This is a genomic window from Ciceribacter thiooxidans (assembly GCF_014126615.1).
Lineage (GTDB): Bacteria > Pseudomonadota > Alphaproteobacteria > Rhizobiales > Rhizobiaceae > Allorhizobium > Allorhizobium thiooxidans.
The window spans coordinates 529,565-552,365 of the sequence record NZ_CP059896.1; the positions used below are offsets into that span (position 1 = coordinate 529,565).

Consider the following 22,801-nt stretch of genomic DNA (forward strand, 5'->3'; position numbering starts at 1 on the left):
TGGCGGCTCTTGGCCTTGCGCCGTGTAAATTGCCCCTCGCCCTAACCCTCTCCCCGCAGGCGGGGCGAGGGGAGTGGCTGCGGCGCCTCTTGCTCCCTTCTCCCTGCTTGCGGGGAGAAGGTGCCGGCAGGCGGATGAGGGGCCTACTTCAATTTCAGCTTCCGCTACCCACCATCGAGGCCAGCACCTGGCTTGCCACCTTGAGCCGCTGGCGCACGACCGAGCGGCCGAGCAGCGCCATGCTGTCGAAGAGCGGCAGCGAGCGCTGGCTTCCCGAGACGGCGACGAAGAGCGGCGGCGTGACGACGCGCAGCTTCTTGCCGAGCCGGTCGGAAATCGCCCTCAGCTCCTCCTCGATCGTCGCGACGTTCCATTCGACGATCTTTTCGAGATCGAACTGGACCGTGTTGACGATCTCCAGCGTTTCGGCCGGCGACGTCTTCAGACCTGCGAAGGAGGCCGGCGTGAGGCCGACGTCGTTCGCCAGCAGGAAGCCGGCGAGCGGCGGCAGTTCGCCGAGCTTCGAGATGCGGCTCTGGGCGAGCTTCAGGCCCTCCGTCAGACGATCGTTTTCGGACGCCCAGTCGAAGATGCGCGCGAGGAAATCCTCCGGCGTGAGCTTCTCGCGGATCCAGCGGCCGTTCAGCCAGTCGAGCTTCTGCACGTCGAAGATGGCGCCGGCCTTCGAAAGGTTCTCCGGATCGAACTTCTCCGCAAGCTCGTCCATCGTCAGGAGTTCCTCGCCGTCGGCGATCTGGACGAAGAATAGGCCGAGGAAGTTCATCAGTGCTTCCGGCAGGTAGCCGAGCGCCGAGTAGTAGGAGATCGACGTCGGGTTCTTGCGCTTCGACAGTTTCGACTTGTCGGCATTGCGCATCAGCGACAGGTGCATGAACTTCGGCGGCTCGAGGCCGAGATATTGGTAGAGCAGGATGTGCTTCGGCACCGATGCCAGCCACTCCTCGCCGCGGGCGACGTGGGTGATCTTCATCAGGTGGTCGTCGACGACGTTCGCCATGTGATAGGTCGGCATGCCGTCGGCTTTCAGGAGCACCTGCATGTCGACGCTGTCCCACGGGATCTCGACGTCGCCGTAGACGCCGTCGTGGAACTTGCACGAGCCTTCGGTCGGGATCTTCATGCGCACGACGGACGGTTCGCCCGCCTCCATGCGCTCGGTCACTTCCTCGGCCTTCAGGTGGAGGCAGAGGCCGTCATACTTCGGCGCCATGCCCTTGGCCCGCTGTGCGTCGCGCATCATTTCCAGCCGTTCCGGCGTGCAGAAGCAGCGGAAGGCGTGGCCGTCGCGAACGAGCTGCTCGACGAAGGGGCGATAGATGTCCTTGCGCTCCGACTGGCGATAGGGGCCGTAAGGTCCGCCGACGTCGGGACCTTCGGACCATTTGAGGCCGGTCCATTTCAGCGCGTCGAGAACCTTCTCCTCGAACTCCGCCGTCGAGCGGGTGGCGTCGGTATCCTCGATGCGGAGGATGAACTCGCCGCCGTTCTTCTTGGCGAAGAGATAGTTGAACAGTGCGATGTAGGCGGTGCCGACATGCGGCTCGCCGGTCGGGGAAGGTGCAATACGGACGCGGACGCCGGAAGTGGTCATCGGATTCTTGCTCTGGTGACGTGCGAGTGACCGGGCGGAAAACCGCGTGGTCACGGACGAGGTGTCGAAAAGCGAAAAATCGCGCCGAAAACCGCCCAAGGCGGGAAATCCCGCGATTTTTCATTCCGTGGCCTTAGGCCACATTCGGCCGCGGGCGTCAAGACGCACTGCGCCCGGGCGAGGGTGCCGCGGCGGTGGCGACGAAGAAACCGACGAAAAAATCCGGACGTCGGGAACCATCACCGGCCGGTTGCGTTTGACACTGCAGAACACGGGCCGTGCCAACCGGACGCGACGGGAACGAGAACACGGTGATTTTGCCGGTTTCTCACCGTGGCCAACGAAACGGCAGACGAGCTCTGACCCGTCCGGCCCGCGTTCCTCATCCCTAGTCCCCGCCCTGAAGAGCCGCATTCCGCCAATGCCGGCTCTTCCTTTTTGCCTTCTTTCCGGTGAACCTCATGTGAGTGGCCACACCACGAGCAGGGTCGGCACGCTGACCAGCACGATCAGGGCAGACAGCGGCAGGCCGAGCCGCGGGTAGTCGCTGAAGCGGTACCCGCCGGGGCCGAACACGAGCGTGTTGCATTGATGGCCTATCGGCGTCAGGAAATCGCAACCGGCGCCGATTGCGACTGCCATCAGGAATGCCTCCGGTTTGTAGTGGAGATTGGCGGCGAAACTTGCCGCAATCGGCGCCATGACGAGCACGGTTGCGGCATTGTTGAGGAACGGCGTGACCAGCATGGCCGTCACGAGGATCAATGCCAGCGCCCCATAAGTCGGAAGATTGGCCCCCACATATCCGAGCCAGGCGGCAACGACGTCGCTGGCGCCGGTCGTGCGCAAGCTGTCGCTCACCGGAATGAGCGCCGCGAGCATGACGAGGATGGGACCGTCCACCGCCCGGTAGATCTCGCTCAAGGGGATGGCGCGCAGGATCACCATGCCGAGCGCAGCTGCGAAGAACGCGATGCCAACGGGGGCGAGCCCGAGCGCGGTCGCCCCCATCGCGGCGACCAGGATGGCGAGCGGTACGGCTGCGCTGCGCGGGGTCCCGAGCAGGATCTGGCGTTCGGCAAGCGGAAGGCAACCGAGTTCCTGCAGCAGCCCGGGCAGGGCGTTTCTCTTACCCTGCAGGACGACGACATCGCCGTCGCGCAGGGTCATCTCGCCCATGCTTTCGCCGGTTCGTTTTCCCGGGCGGCTGACCGCAATCACGTTGACGCCGTAGCCGTGAAAGATCGAGAGCTCGCGTGCGGTCATACCGATCAGGAAGGAATCGTGGGCAATGACCGCCTCGATTGCGCCGATCTCGCTGTTCTTCTCCCCGTCCTCGGCGAGCGGCCTTCCGGCAAGCGCCAGCGATGCCTGGGAAACGACACGGTCGAGTGCGTCGGAGGAACCCTCGAGGAGAAGAACGTCGTCTTCCCGGATCTGTACATCGGGGAAGGGAGATATCCGGACATGGCCGCGCAGGATGCCCGTTGCGATCACTTCACCGCCGGAGAGCGCCAGCAGGTCGCTCAGCTTCTTACCCCGAAGGATGACTGCTTCGTGACCCTGGCTTCGGTCGCGTAGTTCGAGTTTTCCAGCGTCTCGTGGAGGGAAGACGTCTGGTTCTCCCGCTCGGGAACCAGCCGATAGAAGACAATCAGGAAGAGAACGCCGGTGAGTGCGAGCACCGCCCCGACCGGCATGAAATCGAACATGGTGAAGCTCTTGCCGGTGATCTCGTGGCGCAGCTGCGAAACCACGATGTTCGGCGAGGTGCCGATCTGGGTCATCAGCCCTCCGAGAAGGGCCGCGAAGGCCATCGGCATCAGGAAGATCGACGGAGACGTGCCGGAGCGACGGGAGAACTGGAAGGCGACCGGCATCATGATCGCCAGCGCGCCGATGTTCTTGATGAAGGCGGAGAGCACCGCCACGGTGAGGAGCAGCAGAACCATTTGCGCGCGGACCGACTCGAGCTTCGGGAAGAAGCGCTTGATTGCCGCATCGACGATGCCCGAGCGGGCGACGCCGGCGCTGACTACGAGGGCGCTGCCGACGATGATGACAATGTCGTTGGAAAAGCCGGAGAAGGCCTTGTCGGACGGTACGAGCCCGAGAGCGACGGCGACGACGAGTGTGGTGCAGGCCACGACGTCATAGCGGAAGCGATCCCAGATGAAGAAACTCATCATGGTGCCGATTACCGCGAAAGCCAGAATCTGCTCAGTTGACATGAGACTCCGCTGCCGTTTGACGACGAGTATTCCGGATCAGGCGGTACCGATCAATCCCTCCAATGCAGGGTGTTCTGCTTTGTTCCGAAGGACGATGCGGGAGCCGCCAACCCGATCGGCCCGCGCGGGGTTACCGCGCGGGCCGATCGATGCGGGCGTTTGTCCCTCAGTGCAGCGTTTTCTTTCCGGCCTCGGCGCGGCGTTTGCGACGGGCCAGCATGTTGAGGCCCTCGACCAGCGCCGAGAAGGCCATCGCGGCGTAGACATAGCCCTTCGGAACATGGAAGCCCATGCCGTCGGCAATCAGCGTCATGCCGATCATCAGCAGGAAGCCGAGCGCCAACATCACGATGGTCGGGTTCTTCTCGATGAAGTTCGCCAGCGGGTTCGAGGCGAGCAGCATCACTGTCACCGCAACGATGACGGCGATGATCATGACCGGCAGGTGATCGGTCATGCCGACGGCGGTGATGATGCTGTCGACCGAAAAGACGAGGTCCAGCAGAAGGATCTGGCCAACGGCAGCGGTGAGCGTGCCCGTTGCGGACGAGGCGATGAAATCCTCCTCCTGGTCGATCGGGTCGACGTTGTGGTGGATTTCCTTGGTTGCCTTCCAGACGAGGAAGAGGCCACCGGCGACCAGGATCAGGTCCTTCCACGAGAAGCCGTGGCCGAAGAGCTCGAAGACCGGGGTCGTGAGCTGGACGATCCAGGCGATCGTGCCGAGCAGGACAAGGCGCATGACGAGCGCCAGGCCGATGCCGACGCGACGTGCCGGTACCCGCTGGGCGGCAGGCAGCTTGTTGGTGAGGATCGAGATGAACACCAGGTTGTCGATCCCGAGAACGACCTCCATGATGATCAGCGTAATCAGGGCGACCCAGGCGGCGGGGTCCTGGACGAGAAGAGCGAGATCCTGCATGAACTTCTTCCGGTTGGTGGTTCGTGGAAGCACAAATGGCCCAAGTCCCGCCAAACGACAAGGCCCGGACCCGGGCCCGTTCCGGAAAAATTATGCGGATCTCGGTGGTTAGCTGTCCGCCCGCGCCTCGGTGCCGTAGGCAGCCATGAAGACCTTGAGGCCGCTGTCCACCACATACTCGACTTCTGTCTCCTCCGGCGGCGCGGTCATTTCGCCAAACAGGCGCTGGCGGAAGAACTGACCGGTTGCCAGTTCGATGTACTGGCGCGCGGCGAGATCGGTGTCATCGACCCTCAGCGCTCCGGCTTCGACCTGTTGTTCGATGAAGGTGCGCAGGACTGTACGGGCGTTTGCCGGGGCGGAGGCGAAGAAACGCTTGCAGAGACCCGGCATGCGGTCGACGACGCCGAGCAGGATGCGCATGGCGGGGATCATGTCCGACTTGATGATATGCCGGGCGAAGGCGATGCCGAAGCGGCGCAGACCGTCGCGGACATCGCTGCTTTCTGCGAGGATGTCGCGCAGGAATTCCGTGAAACGGCCCTTTTCTCTCTCGATCAGCGCGCCGAACAGTTCTTCCTTGCTGTCGAAATAGACGTAGATCGTTCCCTTGGAGACACCGGCTTCGCGGGTCACGTCGTTCATGCTCGCGGCGTCGAAACCCATTCTCATGAAGACGGAACGCGCACCGTCGAGGATCTGCTCTCGCTTCACCGGATCTTCGCCGGCAGCGAAGCGCCCTACGGAACAAAGGCTGGTCTCCTGGGTCGGGTTCGGCGTTTCGGACATTTTCTTGCTCACGCGTCTCTTTCGGGTACTCAAAATTAACGAAATCGAACTCGATGGTTCGATCACCCTTGATATGTGCGATGAAACGCTCTAAGTCAACCGAACCGAACGGTTCAGTTCAATATATATGTGCTTTTTTATATCTGACCCGAAACGAAACCTGCCAGTTCAAAATGGAAACGACAATGTCCGGCTCCCAGAGAAGCAATGCAATTCGCTCGGTCGACACCAGCCATGATCCGGTCGTCGTCGAGACGACGGCCCCGGAGACAGTCGAAGGCCGTCAGGACGAGAGTTCCACTCCCTCGCAAGTCCAGGCGCCGGTGAAGGCAAAGAAGCGGCGCAGCCCGGTTCTGCCGATCGTGGCACTGGCGCTCGTGGCCGGTGCGGGCTGGTACGGCTATAACTGGTGGATCCACGGCCGCTTCATGGTATCGACCGATGACGCCTATATCGGAGGCGACATTGCCATCATCTCGCCGAAGGTCGGCGGTTATGTCGAAAAGGTCAACGTCACCAACAACCAGATCGTCAAGGCCGGCGATCCGCTCGTGACCCTCGACAACGGCGACTACCGGATTGCGACGGAACAGGCCGAGGCGCAGGTGAAGACGCAACACCTCACGCTCGACCGCGTCGACGCGCAGATCAAGGGCGCCGAGGCGAGCCTGCTGCAGGCAAAGGCGCAGAAGCAGGCGGCCGTTGCCAGTCTCGACCTCGCGCAGCTGTCCTTCAAGCGGGCAAGCGGCCTGCAGGCGCAGAAGGTCGTCTCCACTGCCGACCTCGACAGTGCCAAGACGCAGCTTGAGCAGGCGCAGGCCAATGTGAGCGCCGCCGACGCGAACATCGCCGCGGCCGAGGCGCAGATCGCCGTCCTCAGGGCGCAGCGTGCCGAAGCAGAGGCCGGCATCCGTTCCGCCGACCTGGCGCTCGAAAAGGCCAAGCGCGACCTTGGCTTCACGGTCCTCAAGGCACCCTATGACGGCGTGGTCGGCAATCTCGCCGTCCAGACGGGCGACCTCGTCTCCGCCGGCAAGCGGCTTGCCGCACTGGTTCCAGTGAGCGACCTCTATATCGATGCGAACTTCAAGGAGACGCAGATTGCGCATCTCGCGCCGGGGTCGAAGGTAAACATCCACGTCGATGCCTTCGACGAGGAGCCGCTCGTTGGCACCGTCACCTCCATCGCACCGGCGTCCGGTTCGGTCTTTTCGATGCTGCCGGCGGAGAACGCGACCGGCAACTTCACCAAGGTCGTCCAGCGCGTGCCGGTGCGCATCTCCCTGCCCAAGGACGCTCTCGATACCGGCAAGCTCCGGGCGGGCCTGAGTGTCGTCGTCGACGTCGATACGCGCACCGCGCCGGCCGGCGGCGCGCTCGCGGCCAAGTGACGGATGTCGAGGTAGGCGCATGGCGGCGACGGCGACAGTGAGAAACGCGGGCGGGGCAGTACCCGCCGCGGACCAGCCGATGGACACGAAGCGCATTATCGCGTTCTTCGCGATGGTGTTCGGCATGTTCATGTCGATCCTGGACATCCAGATCGTTTCCGCGTCACTCGCCGAAATCCAGGCCGGTCTCGGTGCGGGTGCGGACGAGATCGCCTGGGTACAGACCTCCTACCTGATCGCCGAAGTCATCATGATCCCGCTCTCGGGCGTGCTTGCGCGCATTCTCTCGACGCGGGTTCTGTTCGCGATGTCGGCCGCAGGCTTCACGATGGCCAGCGCGCTCGCCGCGACCGCTACGAACATTGAGCAGATGATCGTTTACCGGGCGATCCAGGGCTTTATCGGCGGCGGCATGATCCCGTCGGTGTTCGCCGCGGCTTTCACGATCTTCCCGCCCTCCAAGCGCAACATCGTTTCGCCCATCATCGGCCTCGTCGCGACGCTTGCGCCGACGATCGGGCCGACCATCGGCGGATATATCAGCCATGCCATGTCGTGGCACTGGCTCTTCCTCATCAACGTCATTCCGGGCATTCTGGTCACAGCCGTGACGTGGAGCCTCATCGACTTCGACGAACCGGAACTCAGCCTGTTCAAGAAGTTCGACTGGTGGGGACTGGCCTCCATGGCGCTCTTCCTCGGCACGCTCGAATACGTGCTGGAAGAAGGCAATGGCAAGGACTGGTTCAATGACGAGCACATCGTTCTCGGTACGATTGCGATGGTCATCGGCGCGGTCGTGTTCTTCTACAGGGTGTTCAGGGTGGACTTCCCGGTCGTCGATCTCAGGGCCTTCACCAATCGCAATTTTGCGTTCGGCTCGCTCTTTTCCTTCGTGATGGGCGTCGGGCTCTACGGCCTTACCTATCTCTATCCGCTCTATCTCGGGCGTATCCGCGGCTACGATTCGCTGATGATCGGCGAGACGATGTTCGTCTCCGGTGCGGCGATGTTCCTGACCGCACCCGTGGCGGGGGCGTTGTCGAGCCGGCTCGATCCGCGCGTAATGATGATGATCGGCTTTGGCGGCTTTTCGGCCGGCACGCTGCTCATGACAGGCATGACCGCTGAGTGGGATTTCTACGAACTCCTGCTGCCGCAGATCCTGCGCGGCTGCTCGCTGATGCTCTGCATGGTGCCGATCAACAACATCGCCCTGGGCACGCTTCCGCCGGAGCGGATCAAGAATGCCTCGGGTCTCTTCAACCTGACGCGCAATCTCGGCGGCGCGGTGGGCCTGGCGATCATCAACACCATGCTCACCCAGCGTTCGGACGAGCACTATGCTCGCCTTTCCGAGCACATTACCTGGAGCAATCCGGCGGCACTGAATTGGCTGAACAGCGTCGGCGGCAATTACGACACTTACGGCCTCGACGGGGCGTCGGCGGCGGTAAAGAAGCTCTCGGGTCTTGTGACCCAGCAGTCGTGGCTTCTCTCCTTCATCGATGTGTTCATGGGGCTCACGGTCCTGTTTTTCTCGCTCATATTCCTGACCCTGCTGATCAAGCGGCCGGCAGCCGCGGCTCCTGCCGGCAGCGGGCACTGATCCACGTTCCTCCAAGATCCACCGCAGCGCCTGGACCGTCGCCTCAAAACGACGGTCCTTCTTTTTCGGACGGTGCTTGAAGGTTTATGAGGTACGTATCTCAGAAAATGATTTACGTACCTCAAGAACTCCGGTAGAGAGTCGCGCCGGAGGAAACATGAAGCCGACCGTCCACGACATTGCCGTCCATGCGGGCGTAAGCCTCGCAACCGTCGACCGGGTGCTGAACAACCGGCCCGGCGTGCGGCAGGAGACGCGCGCGAAGGTCGATGCTGCCGTTGCGGCACTGGGCTTCGTCCGCGACATGGCCGCGGCCAATCTTGCGAAGGGCCGCATCTATCCGCTCACCTTCATCCTGCCTTCCAACGACAATTCCTTCATGCGGGGGCTTGCGGCGGCTGTCGGCGATGCAGTCGCCCGGGCGGCGGTCGAACGGCTGGCGATCCGCATCATCGAGGTTCCCGCCTTCGATCCGCCGGCCCTGGTCGCCGCCTTGAAGGAGGCGGGCCGGGAAAAGCCCTCCGGCATCGCGCTGGTCGCGGTCGATGCGCCGGAAGTGCGCGTCGCCGTCGATGAACTCACCGGGGAGGGTATTCCCGTCGTGACGCTGGTCTCCGACCTGCCGGGATCGACGCGTCAGCACTATGCCGGGATCGACAACATTGCGGCCGGACGCACGGCCGCGAGCCTGATGGGGCGGTTTCTTGGACGCGACTCGGGCAGTGTTGCAGTTCTCGCCGGCTCGCTGATGGTGCGCGACCATCGGGAGCGCTTCGAAGGCTTCCGCGCCGTCATGGAGGCGGAATTCGGCCATCTGCACCTGCTACCGGTCCTCGAAGGTCGAGACGATCCCGCAACCGCCGAAAAGGTGCTGCGCGAAGCGTTTGCAGCCCACGCCGACATTGCCGGCGTCTACAGCCTCGGTGCCGGCAATCGCGGCCTTGTGCGTCTCCTGAAGGAGGTGCGCCGTGACCACCGGCCGGCGGTGATCGCCCACGAGCTTACCGAAACGACGCGGGCCGCGCTGACGGAAGGCCTGATCGACGCGGTACTCAACCAGGATGCAGGCCATGAGGTGAGAAGTGCGATCCGCGTCCTGAAGGCGACGGCGGACGGGCAAGCGGTCGTCGAGGCGCAGGAGCGCATCCGTCTCGACATATTCCTGCGGGACAATCTGCCGTAGCGGCCAAAGAATGGAGTGACACATGTATCTCGGTCTGGATTTGGGAACCTCGGGCGTCAAGGCGATGCTGATCGACGGCGACCAGCGCGTCGTCGGTTCGGCGAACGGCGCGCTCGACGTGTCGCGGCCGCATCCCGGCTGGTCGGAACAGGACCCGGCCGACTGGATCCGGGCGACCAGGGAAGCGGTTTCCGGCCTCAAGGCAAAGCATCCGGCCGAGCTTGCCGCGGTGAAGGGTATCGGGCTCTCCGGCCACATGCACGGGGCGACGCTGATCGACGCCGAGGACCGGGTGCTGCGGCCGTGCATTCTCTGGAACGACACCCGTAGCCATGCCGAGGCGGCGGCGCTCGACGCCGATCCACGTTTCCGGGCGATCACCGGCAATATCGTCTTCCCCGGCTTCACCGCGCCGAAGCTTGCCTGGGTCGCGAAAAACGAGCCGGAAGTCTTCGCGAAGGTGGCGACGGTGTTGCTGCCGAAGGACTATCTGCGGCTCTGGCTCACCGGCGAATACCTTTCCGACATGTCGGATTCCGCCGGCACCTCCTGGCTCGACACCGGCGCGCGCCGCTGGTCGCCGGAGTTGCTCTCGGCCACCGGCCTGTCGGAAAGCCAGATGCCGGGGTTGGTCGAGGGGACCGAACAGGCGGGCACGCTTCGTGGGGAGCTTGCCGGCGAATGGGGCATGGCGGCGGGCGTCGTCGTTGCCGGCGGGGCCGGCGACAATGCGGCTTCTGCCTGCGGCATGGGTACGGTCGCGGAAGGCCAGGCTTTCGTCTCGCTCGGCACGTCCGGCGTGCTCTTTGCGGCCAACGGCAGCTACCTGCCGAAGCCCGAGAGTGCCGTGCATGCCTTCTGCCACGCGCTGCCCAACACCTGGCACCAGATGGGCGTCATTCTTTCCGCAACCGATGCGCTCAACTGGCATTCGGGCGTCACCGGCAAGTCGGCGGGCGAACTGACGGCCGAACTCGGCGAGACGCTGAAGGCGCCGGGCAGCGTCACCTTCCTGCCTTACCTTTCCGGCGAGCGCACGCCGCACAACGACGCGAAGATCCGCGGCGCCTTCATCGGCCTCGGTCACGAGAGCGGGCGTGCGGTGCTGACCCAGGCCGTGCTCGAAGGTGTGACGTTTGCCATCCGCGACAATCTCGACGCGCTGAAATCGGCCGGCACGACGATCGGACGGGTGACGGCGATCGGTGGGGGTTCGCGTTCGCGCTACTGGCTCGCCTCGATCGCGACGGCGCTCGGCATTCCGGTCGACATTCCGGCCGACGGTGACTTCGGTGCGGCCTTCGGCGCCGCTCGCCTCGGCCTGATCGCAGCGACAAAGGCCGACCCGCTTGCCGTCTGCACGGCGCCGAAGACGGCGGAGACGATCGAACCGGTCGCCGGACTGGCGGGCGCCTACGAGGACGCCTACCGGCACTACCGGGCGCTCTATCCGGCGATCAAATCGCTGGCTCATTGACAGGGGCGCCCCCTCATCCGCCTGCCGGCACCTTCTCCCCGCTGGGGAGAAGAGATCTGCGGCAAGCGCCGGGACCCTCCTCTCCCCAGCGGGGAGAGGGCAGGGTGAGGGGGAGCCAGAAACGCGACTTTGACGGCATTCGAACACGCACAAAGGAGGACTACCCATGAGCACAGGCTTTTTCGGCGATATCGCCAAGGTGAAATACGAAGGCCCGGACAGCATCAATCCGCTCGCCTTCCGCCACTACAACCCCGATGAAATCGTCGCCGGCAAGCGGATGGAGGACCATCTGCGCTTCGCGATCGCCTACTGGCACACCTTCACCTGGCCGGGCGGCGATCCATTCGGCGGCCAGACCTTCCAGCGGCCGTGGTTCTCCGACACGATGGAAGCGGCGAAGCTCAAGGCTGACGTCGCCTTCGAGTTCTTCCAGCTCCTCGGCGTGCCCTACTACTGCTTCCACGACGCGGATGTGCGGCCGGAAGGCACGAATTTTGCGGAAAACACCCGCAATCTCAATGAGATCGTCGACTATTTCGAGAAGAAGCAGGCCGAGACCGGCGTCAAGCTGCTCTGGGGTACTGCGAACCTCTTCTCCAACCGCCGCTTCATGTCTGGCGCTGCCACCAATCCAGATCCGGACGTCTTTGCCTTCTCGGCGGCGACGGTGAAGACCTGCATGGATGCCACCCAGAGGCTCGGCGGCGAGAACTATGTGCTCTGGGGTGGCCGTGAGGGCTACGAGACACTGCTCAACACCGACCTGACGCGCGAACTCCACCAGCTCGGCCGCTTCCTCAACCTCGTCGTCGAATACAAGTACAAGACCGGCTTCAAGGGCACGATCCTGATCGAACCGAAGCCGCAGGAACCGACCAAGCACCAGTATGATTACGACGTCGCCACCGTCTATGCCTTCCTGCAGAAAAACGGGCTGGAAAACGAGGTGAAGGTCAATATTGAGCAGGGGCACGCGATCCTCGCCGGCCACTCCTTCGAGCACGAGATCGCCATGGCGAACGCCTTCGGCATCTTCGGTTCGATCGACATGAACCGCAACGACTACCAGTCCGGCTGGGATACCGACCAGTTCCCGAACAACGTGCCGGAAATGGCACTCGCCTACTACCACATCCTCGCGGGCGGCGGTTTCAAGACCGGTGGCACGAACTTCGACGCCAAGCTGCGGCGCCAGTCGCTCGACCCGCAGGACCTGCTGATCAGCCATATCGGCGGCATGGACTGCTGCGCCCGCGGCGTGAAGGCGGCGGCGAAGATGATCGAGGACCGGGCGCTGTCGAAGCCGCTCGAGGAGCGCTACGCCAAGTGGGAAAGCCCGGAAGCGCAGAAGATGCTGCGCGGCGAATACTCCCTCGACGAAATCGCCGGCATGGTGGAGCGGGAAAACATCAATCCCGAGCCGAAGTCCGGCCGTCAGGAATACCTGGAAAACGTCGTCAACCGCTACGTCTGAGGCGGAAGGCCGAAGTGAAAGATGGGCCGGGGTGCGCGCTCCGGCCCTGAACAGCTGACAGAGATTGCTGCCGCCGGTGCGGCTCCACTCCTCCGTCATGCCGGACGTGATCCGGCATCCAGCCACGGCGCGTCTGCGTCGTGAAAGAGTCTTTCGGCGATCAAGGACTTGATCGCGCTGGATGCCGGGTCGAGCCCGGCATGACGGTAACCTTGTGCGCCCCCCCGATCACCTGAAACCTTGGGCGCGGCTTCGTCGGCAGTTTCGGTCTGGGCGTACACGCCCCCGGCCTTCTATCTTGGAGGGCGTCTTCACCCGATCGCCGTGATCTCCAGCTCCTGTCCGTTGACGGTTACGACGTCGCCGACCGCCTTGCCGAGAAGCAGTGCCGCGACCGGGGAGACGTAGGAAATCGACCCGGCCTTCGGGTCGGCCTCGTCCTCGCCGACGATCCGGTATGTCTGCACCCGCCCGTCATCGCGTTCGAAGGTGACCCGGCTGCCGAAGGCGACAGTTTCCGCAGAGGCAGGCGGCGGAACGAGCTGGGCGGTGCGCACCCGTTCGGAAAAATAGCGAAGATCCCGCAACGGGCTTGCCGATTGCCGGCGGCGTTCGTTCACGTCCTCGATCGTGTTTGCCGCCTCACAGGCCTCCCGGGCCTGCCGCAACTGCTCCTCCAGCGCCTTCAGGCCCGCCTCTGTCACGAGGTTCGGATGTGGCGATATCGGCCGGTCGGGCAGAAGCGTTTCCGACGCCGCCTCGGCACTCTCTTCCTTGACGAAAGCGACACTCAAACTCGATCTCCGTTCCGTTTTCGCGGGGACAATGCGGCCTTCGGCGTGAGAGCCCCGGATGACGATTAGACATTCTATACGACAGGCGGGGCTGCGCGGGCAAATGTGTGGGGCGGATGGCGGCTTTCGCGACGCAACAATTGTTACATCGGCGATCTGGCGAGAGGCGTAACCGTTCGGCGTCATCGGTAGCGTCCACGGACGAGCGATGACCGATATCATCACTTTATCAAGGACAAGGACAATGAAAGATCTCTTCCTCTCGCTCGCAGTCGGACTTCCGCTCGCATTTTCGGCGGCTGTTGCTGCGGCTGCCGAGCCCGCTCTCCCGCACTTCGACAAGGCGCACACCGCCGTCGTCATCACCGACCCCCAGAATGACTTTCTGGCTGAAAACGGTAAGCTCTATGGCCTTCTCGCCGACAATCTCAAGGAACTCGGCACGATCAAGAACATCGAGACGTTGATGGCGACGGCGAAGTCGAGCGGCGTCGCGCTCGCCGTCGATCCGCTGGTCTACAACGCACTCGACGTGGACTGGTCGCAGGCGGGGGCCTTGCAGCGCCAGCTTCTCGACATGAAGGCGTTGCAGCGCGTATCGCTCAACAACCCCGAAGGTTTCGAAGGATCCGGCGCTGATTTCTACGAGCCGTACAAGACGTATATCTACGACGGCAAGACGATCGTGGTTGCTCCGCACAAGATGTACGGGCCGGAAAGCAATGACCTGATCTACCAGCTTCGTGCCCGCGGTATCGACACTGTCGTGCTCGGCGGCATGGTGGCGAACCTCTGCGTGGACTCCCACATGCGCGCGCTGATGGAGAATGGCTTCAAGGTCTATGTCGTCAAGGATGCCGTCGCGGCTCCCGGTGCCGATGCCTACAACGCCGCGCTCGTCAACTACGGCATGATCGCCAACGGCGTCCTTACCACAAAGGACGCCGTGGACGCGCTGCGCAACTAGACCGAAATCAGTCGGTCAGCGGCGCTCGGACTTGTCCGGGCGCCGCGCCGCATCGAGGTGCCGCAGGCCACAGAGGCGAAACCACCTCATCTTCGGCCGCCGCGATCTTCATGAGCTTCCGCTTGTCCAGCAGCCGTATCCGGCGCGGCGCGGTCGCGACAAGTCCCTGACTTGCGAGATGGCGCAGAAGGCGGGCAACGACTTCACGAATGGTTCCCAGATGCCGCGCCAGCTTCTCCTGAGAGAGACGGACTGTTCCATCCGCGTCGGCATGTGCCAGCAGCAGAAGAATGAGCCTCTGTTCCTGCGGCAGGCGCATGGTCCGCTCCAACAACTTCTGTAACTCGAAGACCCGTTCCGAAAGCTGCTCGAAAAGGAAACGCTGTGCGGACGGCTCGCCGGCGAACAGTTCGCGAAAGAGTGGCCCCGGAACCGTCAGAATCTCGACGCCGTCAGCCTCGGCCTCCGCCCACGCCGGGTAAGGAATTTCCGTGAAGAGGCTGTTCAAAGCCAGAATGCAGCTCTGCCCGGCTTCGATCCAATAGAGAGTTCCTTCGCGACCGTCGGCGTCGAGATAGTAGACGCGAATACTGCCGGAGCGGATGAGATAAACGCCGTCCACCACGTCGCCGAGGCGTAGGACGCTGGCCGTGGGTGGCACGGCTGTCAGCGTAATCTTGGAACTGAGATGCTTGCGCGTTTCCGGACGCATTTCGCGAATGAAGGCGAAATCATCCAGCGCTTCGACTGGACACGGCATTCCCGCTGATCTCTCCGGCAATGGGCTTGGACTCTGCTTTTTCTAGCCTGTCTGCGCCAGCCTGGAATGACCTGCATCAAATCACCGGCTGCGTAAACCAATCGCGCTCTATCGACGCCGGCCTGCTCCCAGTCACCGCCTCGCCGGTGCCGTGACCGACCCGCGGACGACGAGGTCCGGCATGATCAGGATTTCCTTCGGCTCGGAAAGCGGCGTGGCGAGCGTTTCGAGGAGTAGGGCCATCGCCTGCCGGCCGATTGCCGTGCGCGGCTGGCGGATCGTGGTGAGTGCCGGGTTCAGGTAGGTGGCCTGCGGGACGTCGTCGAAGCCGATGACGGAGAAGTCGCGCGGCAAGTCGTAGCCGCGGGCGGCGAGCCCGTTCATAACGCCGACGGCGGTCGCGTCGTTGACGCACATGAAGGCCGTCGGCAGCGTGTCGCGCATGAAGAGCTGTTCGAGGCCGAGGCGGCCGCTTTCCGTCGTGCCGTCGCCCTCGACGATGATCCGCTTGTCGGCCGGAATGCGCGCCGCGTTGAGCGCGAAATCGTAGCCCTCGCGACGGCGGGCCTGGCCGAGGCGCGTCTTCGAATCTCCGATGAAGGCGATCGAGCGATGGCCGGCCGAGAGCAGGTATTCGGCGGCCTTGCGGGCGCCGGCCACGTCATCCACGCCGACATACGAGGTTCTGGCGCCGAAAACCGGTTCGAACACGGCGACGGTCGGCGGCAGCCGCTGGCCGAGCGCCTGATGGCCGAAGGGTTCGTGGCCGGTGAAGAGCACGAGGCCGGCCGCCTGCCCGGAACTCAGGAATTTCAGGTATTCGAGCCCGCGTTCGGGATCGTTCTGGGTGTGGCCGATCAGCACGCCGTAGCCATGCGCGCGCGCCTCGTTTTCCAGCCCCACCAGAATGCTCGAAAAGTTCGGGTCGCCGATGTCCGGCGCCAGCACCAGGATCATGTTGGAGCGGCCCATGCGCAACGACCGGGCCATGGCGTTCGTCGTGTAGCCGGTGATCGCAATCGCCTGGTTGACCCGTTGGCGGGTCGATTTGGCGACCTTCTCCGGCGTGTGGATCGCCCGGCTGACGGTCGCGATCGAGACTTCGGCGAGACGCGCGACGTCCTCGATCGTTGCGGGCGTGATGTTCGACACGGGCGGAGCCCCCTTATCCTTCCGGAATCGCTCGCGACATTATCGCCGGCGCCTCGGCGGCGAAAGCCGGCCAGGTGGTGGTCATCCCCACATTTCGAATGATGTAAACCTTTACATGGCGAGTGTAAAGGTTTACACAAGGCAAGATAAGCGGTCGAGGAGCCGCGGGGAGGACAGCATGAACAGCCATGAGGGCGGCGCTGCCGTGCCGGTGCTTGCCGCTGAGCGTATCTCGAAGATCTTCGGCGAGGTGCAGGTGCTCTTCAGCGTCGATTTCGACGTGCTACCGGGCGAGGTCCATGCGCTGATCGGCGAGAACGGGGCGGGCAAGTCGACGCTCGCGAAAATCCTGACGGGCTTCGAGCAGGCGAGCTCGGGCCAGATTCTTCTCGACGGGCAGCCGGTCACTCTTCCTTCGAACGGTCGGGCCGAGGCGCTCGGCATTGTGCTCATCCACCAGGAATTTAATCTCGCCGAGCATCTCAGCGTCACGGAGAGTCTGTTCCTCGGTCGCGAGGTAGCCCGCTTCGGCGTGCTCGACCGCCGGTTCATGCGCGAGGAGACGCGACGCGTCCTCGACATTCTCGGTTCGTCGATCGACGAAGACGCGCCGATTTCGTCGCTCTCGGTCGCCGACAAGCAGATGGTGGAGATCGCCAAGGCGATCAGCCGCGACGCGCGGGTCGTCTTCATGGACGAGCCGACGGCGGTTCTCTCTCGCGAGGAGACCGACATTCTCTTCGATCAGGTGCGAAAGCTCCGCGCCAAGGGCACGAGCTTCGTTTTCATTTCCCACAAGCTGGACGAGGTCATCGAACTGACCGATCGGGTGACGGTGTTGCGCGACGGCCAGTGGATCAAGACGGCGCCGACATCGCTGCTCGATGCCGAGTCGATGGCGCAACTGATGGTCGGGCGCGAGCTCGCGAGCCTCTATCCCGCCAAGCACGAGCCGGATGTGGACGAGGAGGTCATGCTCTCGGTGCGTTCGCTCACCACCGGATATGTGAAGGATGCGAGCTTCGACCTGCGCAAGGGTGAGGTGCTCGGCTTCTCCGGGCTGATCGGCTCCGGCCGCACCGAACTCATGGAGGCAGTCGCAGGCCTCAGGCCGCGTCTGTCGGGCGAGGTCGTGCTCAAGGGGCAAGCGATCGGCTCGGGCGATTTCCCATCGGCGAAAGCGAACGGCCTCGCCTACATGACCAAGGATCGCAAGGGCAGGGGCCTGCTGCTCGGCGAGGGCATGGCGACCAATCTCACGCTGCAATCGCTCGACCGACATGTCCGGCACGGCTATCTCGACCCGTCGAGCGAGGCCGACGCGCTCGCGCGTGCGCGCCGCCGCTTCGACATCCGTGTGCGTGACGATCACATCATGGTCGGACGGATGTCCGGCGGCAACCAGCAGAAGCTGCTTCTCGCCAAGATCATGGAGACGGAGCCAGACGTCATCATCATCGACGAGCCGACGCGCGGCATCGACGTCGGGACCAAGCAGCAGATCTATCATTTCATCGCCGCGCTCGCCCGCGAGGGGCGCTCGATCGTCGTCGTCTCCTCGGAGATGCAGGAGGTGATCGGGCTCTGCACCCGCGTCGCGGTGATGCGCGAAGGGCGGATCGTCGGAATGCTGGAAGGCGAGGAGGTCTCCGAACAGGTGATCATGCGCTACGCCGCCGGTCTGAAGCGGAAACTGGCGGGCTGACGAGTTCAGGCGCCGAGAGGAACGGAAATGCCGGCCGCGGATGCGCCGGTCGGGGAGGACGAGGGTGACGATGTCGACGAGTGAACAGGGCGGAGCAGCCGCCTCCGTCCGCAAGGGACGCAAGAGCCTCGATCTGAGGGCGGTCGCGCCGTTTGCTGCGCTGGCCCTGCTGCTGGTCGTCGGCGCACTGGTCAATCCGAATTTCATCGGCATCAACAATCTCGCGAATGTCGCGACGCGCAGCGCCTTTATCGCGATCATAGCGGTCGGAGCGACCTTCGTGATCTCGTCGGGCGACCTCGACCTGTCCGTCGGTTCGATGGTGGCCTTCGTGGCGAGCCTGATGATCCTCTTCCTGAATTCCGGGGCGATCGCCGATCCGTCGCTGCTGCTTGCCGCCGCCGTTGCGCTCGCCGTCGTCATCGGAGCGCTCTGCGGGCTGGCGAACGGCCTCATAACCACGGTCGGCCGCATCGAACCTTTCATCGCGACGCTCGGCACGATGGGCATCTATCGGGGCCTCACCACCTGGCTGTCGCAGGGCGGTGCGATCACGCTGCGTTCGCCGGAAATCCAGGAAATGTACCGGCCGGCCTATTTCGGCTCGGTCCTCGGGATGCCGGTTCCGATCCTCGTCATTCTGGCGGTCACGGCGATCGCTGCCTTCATCCTCTACCGCACGCGCTATGGCCGGCACGTCGTCGCCGTCGGCTCGAACCGCGAGGTGGCGCGCTATTCCGGCATCGGCGTCGACAGGGTGCGGACGCTCGCCTTCGTCATCCAGGGCATCTGCGTGGCGATCGCCGTGCTGCTCTACGTGCCGCGCCTCGGCTCGACGTCGGCGACCACCGGCATTCTCTGGGAACTCCAGGCGATTACCGCCGTCGTCATCGGCGGCACGGCGCTGAAGGGCGGCGTCGGGCGCGTCTGGGGCACCATCTGCGGCGCCTTCATCCTCGAACTGGTGGGCAACATCATGCTGCTCTCCAACTTCATCAGCGAATACCTGATCGGGGCCATCCAGGGTGCGATCATCATCATCGCGATGCTCGTCCAGCGCTCGCTGACGCGCAGACCGTGAAAGGGTCGGGCTGAAGGGGTGGCCCGCTCGCAAACCGACACCCCAGTGACTATCGGGAGGAAAGACATGCACAAGAGACTCTTGGGCCTTGCCGTCGCCATGACGGCGATGTTCGGCGCCGCCCACGCCCAGGATGCAAAGACGATCGGCGTTTCCATTCCGGCGGCCGACCACGGCTGGACCGCGGGCGTCGTCTACCACGCGAACCGTGTGGCCGAGCTTCTGATGAAGGAGCACCCCGGCCTCAACGTCATCGTCAAGACCTCGCCCGATCCGGCGAGCCAGGCGAATGCCCTGCAGGATCTCGAAACGCAGGGGATCGACGCGCTGGTGATCCTGCCGACCGATCCCGATCCGCTCGTCAACGCGATCAAGGAAGTGAAGGGCAAAGGCACGTTCGTCTCGATCGTCGACCGCGCTCCATCGGTCAACGACGCCACCGTCCGTGATCTCTACGTCGCCGGCAACAACCCGGCGCTCGGCCGCGTCGCCGGCGAGTACATCGCCAAGAACACGCCTGACGCGGAAGTCGTCGTCATCCGCGGCCTGCCGATCCCGATCGACCAGCAGCGCCAGGACGGTTTCGACGAAGGCATCAAGGGCTCCAACGTCAAGATCCTCGATCGGCAGTTCGGCAACTGGAACCGCGACGACGCCTTCAAGGTCATGCAGGATTACCTGACCAAGTATCCGAAGATCGATGTCGTCTGGTGCCAGGACGACGACATGGCCGTCGGCGTGCTGCAGGCGATCGAGCAGGCCAAGCGTACCGACATCCAGTATGTCGTCGCCGGTGCCGGTTCGAAGGACATGATCAAGAAGGTCATGGATGGCGACAAGATGATCCCGGTCGACGTGCTCTACCCGCCGGCGATGGTCGGTACGGCGATGGAACTGACGGCCGCTGCCATCTACGACCAGGTTCCAGTCCACGGCACCTATACGCTGGACGCGACGCTGATCACATCGGACAATGCGAAGAACTACTACTTCCCGGACTCTCCGTTCTGATCACGGGCGCGAACGAGACTGCGCCTGCCCGGACATTCCGGGCGGGCCAATCGCGAAATCTAGCCGGTTGTCTCCGGCGTATTATGCTGTAATTGTTAACGGCAACGTTGCAGATGTGGAGGAGCATTCATGAAGACGATCAAGGGGCCCGGCATCTTTCTCGGGCAGTTTGCCGGCGATGCGGCACCTTTCAATTCCTGGGACGGAATCACGAAATGGGCCGCCGAGAAGGGCTATGCCGGCGTGCAGGTCCCGAGCTGGGCGGGACAGCTGATCGATCCGAAAAAAGCCGCCGAATCCAAGGACTATTGCGAGGAGTTTGCCGGTGTCGCGCGGCAGAACGGCGTCGAGGTGACCGAGCTTTCCACCCATCTGCAGGGTCAGCTGGTCGCCGTGCATCCGGCCTATGACGAGGCTTTCGACGGGTTCGCGGCGCCGGAAGTGCGCGGCAATCCAAAGGCGCGGCAAGAATGGGCGGTGCAGCAGGTCAAGTATGCGCTGAAGGCCTCCCGAAATCTCGGCATCAAGGCCCACGCGACCTTTTCCGGCGCGCTCGCCTGGCCGTTTGTCTATCCGTGGCCGCAGCGGCCGGCCGGGCTCGTCGAAACCGCTTTCGAGGAACTCGCCAGGCGCTGGCTGCCGATCCTCGACTACGCCGAGGAGCAGGGCGTCGACATATGTTATGAAATTCACCCCGGCGAAGACCTGCATGATGGGGTGACCTTCGAGATGTTCCTCGAGCGGGTGAAGAACCATCCCCGCGCCAACATGCTCTACGACCCGTCGCACTATGTGCTGCAATGCCTCGACTATCTGGACAACATCGACATCTACAAGGACCGGATCAAGATGTTCCACGTCAAGGACGCGGAGTTCAACCCGACTGGCCGGCAGGGCGTCTATGGCGGCTATCAGGGCTGGGTCGAGCGCGCCGGCCGCTTCCGGTCGCTCGGCGACGGCCAGGTCGATTTCGGTGCGATCTTCTCGAAGATGGCGGCGAACGATTTCGACGGCTGGGCGGTTGTCGAATGGGAATGCGCGCTGAAGCATCCGGAAGACGGCGCGCGGGAAGGCGCCGAATTCGTCAAGCATCATATCATCCGCGTGACGGAGAAGGCCTTCGACGATTTCGCCTCCGGCGGCACCGACGAGGCGGCTAACCGCCGGATGCTGGGGCTATAACACGCTTATTCCCCTCCCCAACCCCTCCCCACAAGGGGGAGGGGCTTTGCTGCCAACGTTTGAGCTCTACGGTGACTTTACCACTGCGAGCGGGACCATGGCGGCGATCGCTCTCCCCCTTGTGGGGGAGATGGCGGCAGCCAGAGGGGGCTTCCACTCATTTCAAGGAGAACAACACCATGGCAATCGAAGGCAAGGACGAGGGACTGCGGACGGCGAAGATCAGGCTTGGCATGGTCGGGGGCGGGCAGGGCGCCTTCATCGGAGGGGTGCACCGGATGGCCGCCCGTCTCGACGATCATTTCGATCTCGTCGCCGGCGCGCTCTCCTCGACGCCGGAGAGATCTTTGGCCTCCGGCCGCGAACTCGGTCTCGATCCGGCGCGCTGCTACGGTTCCTTCGAGGAGATGGCGGAGAAGGAAGCGGCAAGACCGGACGGCATCGAGGCCGTGTCGATCGTTACGCCGAACCATGTGCACTATCCGGCCGCCAAGGCTTTCCTCGAGCGCGGCATCCACGTCATCTGCGACAAGCCGCTCACCTCCAACCTGGAGGATGCGAAGAAGCTGAAGGCGGTGGCGGAGGCGAGCAAGGCGCTCTTCATCCTCAACCACAACTACACCGGCTATCCGATGGTTCGCCACGCGCGCGAACTCGCACTCAACGGTGAACTCGGCGAAATCCGCGTCGTGCAGATGGAGTATCCGCAGGACTGGCTCGCCGAACCGATCGAGCAGACCGGCCAGAAGCAGGCGGCGTGGCGCACCGACCCGAAGCAATCGGGGGCGGGCGGCTCCACCGGCGACATCGGTACGCATGCCTACAATCTCGGCTGCTTCGTCTCGGGTCTGGAGCTCGATGAACTTTGCGCCGACGTCCACACCTTCGTCGCCGGGCGCAAGCTCGATGACAACGCCCATGTCATGCTGCGTTTCAAGGGTGGCGCCAAGGGCATGCTCTGGTGCAGCCAGGTGGCGACCGGCCACGAGAATGGGCTGAAACTGCGGGTCTACGGCAGCCGGGGCGGCGTCGAGTGGACGCAGGCCGATCCGAACTATCTCTGGTTCACCCGGCTCGGCGAGCCGAAGCAGCTGATCACCCGTGCCGGCGCCGGCGCCGGTGCGGCCGCCGCGCGCGTCACCCGCATTCCGAGCGGCCATCCGGAAGGCTATCTCGAAGCTTTCGCGACGATCTACTCGGAGGCCGCCGCCGCCATCACGGCGGCCCGTTCCGGGACGGCCGTCGATCCTGCCGTCGTCTATCCGACCATCGATGACGGTGTGAAGGGCGTCGCCTTCGTCGAGGCCTGCATCGCTTCGTCGAAGCAGAACGGGTCCTGGGTGAAGGTGTAACCTACCTCCTCCTTGGGGGAGGCCGCCGCGAAGCGGCGGGTGGGGGTGACCCCTGTCGATGTGTTCACCCCACCCCGGACCTGCGGTCCGACCCTCCCCCTCAAGG

Annotated in this window: 18 protein-coding genes and 1 pseudogene; 11 read left to right on the top strand and 8 right to left on the bottom strand. The window is 63.8% G+C overall.

Features of this window, described 5'->3' with window-relative positions:
• Positions 1-154: 154 nt before the first annotated feature.
• The 4 genes and pseudogenes from gltX to H4I97_RS02430 form a co-directional block, all read right to left on the bottom strand.
• On the bottom strand, positions 155-1,612 hold the full coding sequence (gene gltX, locus H4I97_RS02415; RefSeq protein WP_182306363.1) for a glutamate--tRNA ligase: 1,458 nt from the start codon (positions 1,610-1,612) through the stop codon (positions 155-157).
• A 459-nt stretch (positions 1,613-2,071) separates the two neighbouring features.
• Positions 2,072-3,843 (bottom strand): annotated as a pseudogene (locus H4I97_RS02420) (SLC13 family permease).
• A gap of 166 nt (positions 3,844-4,009) precedes the next feature.
• A complete protein-coding gene (locus H4I97_RS02425) occupies positions 4,010-4,765 on the bottom strand; it encodes a TerC family protein (protein ID WP_182306364.1) in 756 nt (251 codons plus the stop codon).
• A 108-nt stretch (positions 4,766-4,873) separates the two neighbouring features.
• Entirely contained in the window at positions 4,874-5,554 is a 681-nt protein-coding gene (locus tag H4I97_RS02430; RefSeq protein WP_182307521.1) for a TetR/AcrR family transcriptional regulator, read from the bottom strand.
• Positions 5,555-5,739: 185 nt separating this feature from the next.
• Here H4I97_RS02430 and H4I97_RS02435 point away from each other — a divergent pair, with 185 nt between their 5' ends.
• The 5 genes from H4I97_RS02435 to xylA all read left to right on the top strand — a co-directional run bounded on the left by H4I97_RS02435 (position 5,740) and on the right by xylA (position 12,691).
• Positions 5,740-6,945, top strand: coding sequence for an HlyD family secretion protein (locus H4I97_RS02435; RefSeq protein ID WP_182306365.1), 1,206 nt, complete (start codon positions 5,740-5,742; stop codon positions 6,943-6,945).
• Between the two features lie 19 nt (positions 6,946-6,964).
• Positions 6,965-8,554 (top strand): DHA2 family efflux MFS transporter permease subunit, encoded by a 1,590-nt coding sequence (locus H4I97_RS02440; RefSeq protein ID WP_182306366.1) that lies wholly within the window; start codon positions 6,965-6,967, stop codon positions 8,552-8,554.
• A gap of 157 nt (positions 8,555-8,711) precedes the next feature.
• A complete protein-coding gene (locus H4I97_RS02445; protein ID WP_182306367.1) occupies positions 8,712-9,737 on the top strand; it encodes a LacI family DNA-binding transcriptional regulator in 1,026 nt (341 codons plus the stop codon).
• A gap of 22 nt (positions 9,738-9,759) precedes the next feature.
• Positions 9,760-11,214: a xylulokinase gene (gene xylB / locus H4I97_RS02450; protein ID WP_182306368.1), complete on the top strand. Its 1,455-nt coding sequence runs from the start codon at positions 9,760-9,762 to the stop codon at positions 11,212-11,214.
• Positions 11,215-11,380: 166 nt separating this feature from the next.
• Positions 11,381-12,691: a xylose isomerase gene (gene xylA / locus H4I97_RS02455; RefSeq protein ID WP_182306369.1), complete on the top strand. Its 1,311-nt coding sequence runs from the start codon at positions 11,381-11,383 to the stop codon at positions 12,689-12,691.
• Positions 12,692-12,786: 95 nt separating this feature from the next.
• Here xylA and H4I97_RS02460 read toward each other — a convergent pair whose 3' ends face one another.
• Positions 12,787-12,972, bottom strand: a complete 186-nt coding sequence (locus H4I97_RS02460; RefSeq protein WP_182306370.1) for a hypothetical protein — start codon at positions 12,970-12,972, stop codon at positions 12,787-12,789.
• Between the two features lie 30 nt (positions 12,973-13,002).
• Positions 13,003-13,485, bottom strand: a complete 483-nt coding sequence (gene greA / locus H4I97_RS02465) for a transcription elongation factor GreA (RefSeq protein ID WP_182306371.1) — start codon at positions 13,483-13,485, stop codon at positions 13,003-13,005.
• 244 nt (positions 13,486-13,729) lie between these two features.
• Here greA and H4I97_RS02470 point away from each other — a divergent pair, with 244 nt between their 5' ends.
• A complete protein-coding gene (locus H4I97_RS02470) occupies positions 13,730-14,452 on the top strand; it encodes a cysteine hydrolase family protein (protein WP_182306372.1) in 723 nt (240 codons plus the stop codon).
• A gap of 7 nt (positions 14,453-14,459) precedes the next feature.
• Here the strand turns inward: H4I97_RS02470 and H4I97_RS02475 are convergent, their stop codons facing one another.
• A complete protein-coding gene (locus H4I97_RS02475; RefSeq protein WP_182306373.1) occupies positions 14,460-15,212 on the bottom strand; it encodes a Crp/Fnr family transcriptional regulator in 753 nt (250 codons plus the stop codon).
• Between the two features lie 132 nt (positions 15,213-15,344).
• A complete protein-coding gene (locus H4I97_RS02480) occupies positions 15,345-16,364 on the bottom strand; it encodes a LacI family DNA-binding transcriptional regulator (RefSeq protein ID WP_182306374.1) in 1,020 nt (339 codons plus the stop codon).
• Positions 16,365-16,542: 178 nt separating this feature from the next.
• On the opposite strand from H4I97_RS02480, the gene H4I97_RS02485 reads away from it, so the two are divergent.
• From H4I97_RS02485 to H4I97_RS02505, 5 genes are all read left to right on the top strand, one after another.
• The gene (locus H4I97_RS02485) at positions 16,543-18,069 is read left to right on the top strand and encodes a sugar ABC transporter ATP-binding protein (protein ID WP_182306375.1); all 1,527 of its coding nucleotides are present in this window, start codon (positions 16,543-16,545) and stop codon (positions 18,067-18,069) included.
• 70 nt (positions 18,070-18,139) lie between these two features.
• A complete protein-coding gene (locus H4I97_RS02490; protein ID WP_182306376.1) occupies positions 18,140-19,150 on the top strand; it encodes an ABC transporter permease in 1,011 nt (336 codons plus the stop codon).
• 66 nt (positions 19,151-19,216) lie between these two features.
• Entirely contained in the window at positions 19,217-20,161 is a 945-nt protein-coding gene (locus H4I97_RS02495) for a substrate-binding domain-containing protein (RefSeq protein WP_182306377.1), read from the top strand.
• A gap of 129 nt (positions 20,162-20,290) precedes the next feature.
• Entirely contained in the window at positions 20,291-21,343 is a 1,053-nt protein-coding gene (locus H4I97_RS02500; protein WP_182306378.1) for a sugar phosphate isomerase/epimerase family protein, read from the top strand.
• Between the two features lie 179 nt (positions 21,344-21,522).
• A complete protein-coding gene (locus H4I97_RS02505) occupies positions 21,523-22,695 on the top strand; it encodes a Gfo/Idh/MocA family protein (protein WP_182306379.1) in 1,173 nt (390 codons plus the stop codon).
• Positions 22,696-22,801 lie beyond the last annotated feature (106 nt).